This is a genomic window from Pseudomonas fluorescens (genome assembly GCF_902497785.1).
Taxonomy (GTDB): Bacteria; Pseudomonadota; Gammaproteobacteria; order Pseudomonadales; family Pseudomonadaceae; genus Aquipseudomonas; species Aquipseudomonas fluorescens_BO.
Genome location: NZ_CABVHK010000045.1, coordinates 1 through 2,596, shown reverse-complemented (window position 1 = coordinate 2,596; position 2,596 = coordinate 1). Strand labels below are relative to the sequence as shown.

Annotated in this window: 4 protein-coding genes and 1 pseudogene; 1 reads left to right on the top strand and 4 read right to left on the bottom strand. The window is 59.2% G+C overall.

Annotated elements, in window-relative coordinates:
• Positions 1–51 precede the first annotated feature (51 nt).
• The 4 genes from F8N62_RS31165 to F8N62_RS31150 form a co-directional block, all read right to left on the bottom strand.
• On the bottom strand, positions 52–870 hold the full coding sequence (locus F8N62_RS31165; RefSeq protein WP_150713810.1) for a M48 family metallopeptidase: 819 nt from the start codon (positions 868–870) through the stop codon (positions 52–54).
• A gap of 173 nt (positions 871–1,043) precedes the next feature.
• Complete coding sequence (locus F8N62_RS31160) at positions 1,044–1,667, bottom strand: SOS response-associated peptidase (protein WP_150713809.1); 624 nt, start codon at positions 1,665–1,667, stop codon at positions 1,044–1,046.
• A gap of 35 nt (positions 1,668–1,702) precedes the next feature.
• Positions 1,703–1,963 (bottom strand): putative signal transducing protein, encoded by a 261-nt coding sequence (locus tag F8N62_RS31155; RefSeq protein WP_150713808.1) that lies wholly within the window; start codon positions 1,961–1,963, stop codon positions 1,703–1,705.
• A gap of 9 nt (positions 1,964–1,972) precedes the next feature.
• Complete coding sequence (locus F8N62_RS31150) at positions 1,973–2,155, bottom strand: CPXCG motif-containing cysteine-rich protein (protein WP_150713807.1); 183 nt, start codon at positions 2,153–2,155, stop codon at positions 1,973–1,975.
• A gap of 142 nt (positions 2,156–2,297) precedes the next feature.
• On the opposite strand from F8N62_RS31150, the pseudogene F8N62_RS31145 reads away from it, so the two are divergent.
• Positions 2,298–2,596 (top strand): annotated as a pseudogene (locus F8N62_RS31145) (glycerol acyltransferase); the annotation flags it as partial.

The following is a 2,596-nucleotide window of genomic DNA, read 5'->3' as shown; positions in this document are numbered from 1 at the left end:
TGTGGGAGCGAGCCTGCTCGCGAAGGCGACAGCAGCCTCGCCGCACGACTATCAGGATTTCGGCGCTTTCTCGTACAACGGCATTACCTTCGGAATCGCCGCCTGCAACGAAGCAATCCGGCTGGCCGACGCCGGGTGAGTGCTCATGAATTCCGGCGGTGAACCTTCCGAGGCCTTGCTCATCTTGTTCCACAAAGTGATCGCGGCGTTCGGGTTGTAACCGGCGCGTGCCGCCAGTTCCAGGCCGATCAAGTCTGCCTCGTTTTCGTTGGAACGGCTGTTCGGCAACGTCATGCCGTAGTTGGCCACGGTGTCCGCCAGCGCCAGGCTGTCCTGCCCCAGACCGAACAACGCACCCGCGCCCTGCTTGGCCATTTCGATACCGTACGCCTTGGACATCGCTTCACGACCGTGCTCGCGCAGGGCATGGGCGATTTCGTGGCCAAGGATCGCCGCGATCTCATCGTCGGTCAGCTTGAGGCTGTCGATCAGGCCGGTGTAGAAAATGATTTTGCCGCCGGGGCCGCAGTTGGCGTTCAACTCGTCACTCTTGATCAGGTTGACTTCCCACTTCCACTGCGCGGAGTCCGGACGGAAGATCGGGGCCTGGGCAATCAATCGGTTCGAGATGGCCTGAACGCGCTTGGCATCGTTACTGGTCTTGTCCAGCACGCCTTTGCTGGTCGCCTCACCCACAGTCTTTTGATAAGACTGGGCGTACATCTGATTGACCTCGTCCGTGGACAACATGCTGAACATGTACTGTTTGCGCTCGACACCGACGGCGCCGCCGCTGGTGGTGTTGACCGACTGACAACCGGCGAGCAGCAGACCCGCGCTCAGAGCACACAAAACCAATCGCTTGTTCATCAAAAAACTCCCTGAAAACCTGTCGGGTATCCTAGGCGCGGAATGGTATCGGCGCCAGATACAACTGATATTCAGACGTTCATTTCAGAGAAAGCTCCCGTGTGTGCAGGAAAATTATTTGCAGGGCAATTCTGTTTTGTCTGGGGGTGGAAGTGGCCAGCCGAGACAACAGATCAACCCGGGGTCAGACACTCCGGCGCATTTAACTTCGGATCATTCACCAGATTCGCCAATACCCGTTCGCGCAATGCTGCGGGTTCACTGGCGAGCAACCCCTGCAGCACATGCAACGGCGTCTCGGGATCCAGCCATGCTTCCTGGCCCGCCGCATCGAGAATCAACGGTCGGCGCTGACTGGCCGCCGGTTGGGTGATCACTGCCGTACTCAGCCACACCTGCTCCTGCACCGGATAGGCTTCCCAGATCGCCGCAAAGAACAACGCCGAGCCCTCCCCCGGTGTCAGCCAGTACGGGCGTTTGCGGGTGGTGCCGCGCCACTCGTAAAAACCATTGGCCGGCAGCAGACAGCGGCGCTCGCGCAGGGCCTGACGGAACATCGGTTGTTCCGCCACGGTTTCGGCTCGGGCATGGGCCGGGGTGCGGGACAAGTCGGTCAGCCACGGCGGCGTCAGGCCCCAGCGCGCGCGGGCCAGTTCACGCTGGCCAGTGGCGCCTGCGCGCAGCATCAGCACCGAATCATTGGGAGAAATATTCCACTGGGCCTGCTGATCGGCAGGGAAGCCGGGCAGAGCCGCGAAGGCGGGGTTCCAGCGAAACAGGGCATAACGTCCACACATGGGGCAACACGACTCTTGATAAAACGACCACCAGCCTAACAGACCAGCGTGCCGGGAAAGCTTTCCGGCTCATCGCCAGGCATTGGCAACGCGGCATTGTACGCGTCGATCAACTCCCGGGCGTAGTCGGCCTGGCCGTTGTCGACCGATAACCCCAGCAGGCCGAATACCGGCAATTCCCCGCTGCCCCCGAGCAAATCACGCCCCACCAGATGGGCCTCGACGCCCTCGCTCGCCAGCATACTTTGCAGCAGCTCGCCTTCCATCAGGTTTTCCGGCTCATAGATTCGCTGCATAGACGCCCCTCACTCGTTTTCGCTAAAAACTTCGAGATGCCATTCATTTCCGTCAACCTGCAACACAAACGTGATGGGCCTGCAACACACCTGACAATCCTCAATGTAGGTCTGATCACCCCCTGACAGATCCACAGACGTCTCAACCTCTTCACCACAATACGGACATTCATAGTGCGCAGTTTCCAGCATCACGGTCTCCCGGGTGACTTGTGCGTATAATCGCCGGTCTATTTGCAGGGCTATTTTTGTCTGGCTGACTTTTCAGACCGTGCCCCAGTGGTTTTCGATCAAAACCTTTACTTACCCTAGCCGTTTCTAACAAGAGAGCATGATGGGCGAATTCGATGCCATCCGACCTTACGACGATAGCGAAGTCCCAGCAGTGCTGGCACGGTTGCTCGGCGACAAGGCGTTTCTAGATATCCTCACCCACTTCCGCTTCCCGCGTTTCGCCGGAGCTTTCGGCTGGATGCTCAAACCTCTTATAGCTCATCGGTTGCGCCGTGAGTTCGCCGGCATCAATTCGGTGGCCACGCTGCAAGACAAAGTCGAGTATTACGTCGACCACACCATCGAACGTGCCACGGACGGGGTGACGTACACCGGCGTCGAGCAGTTCAAGTCCGGCAG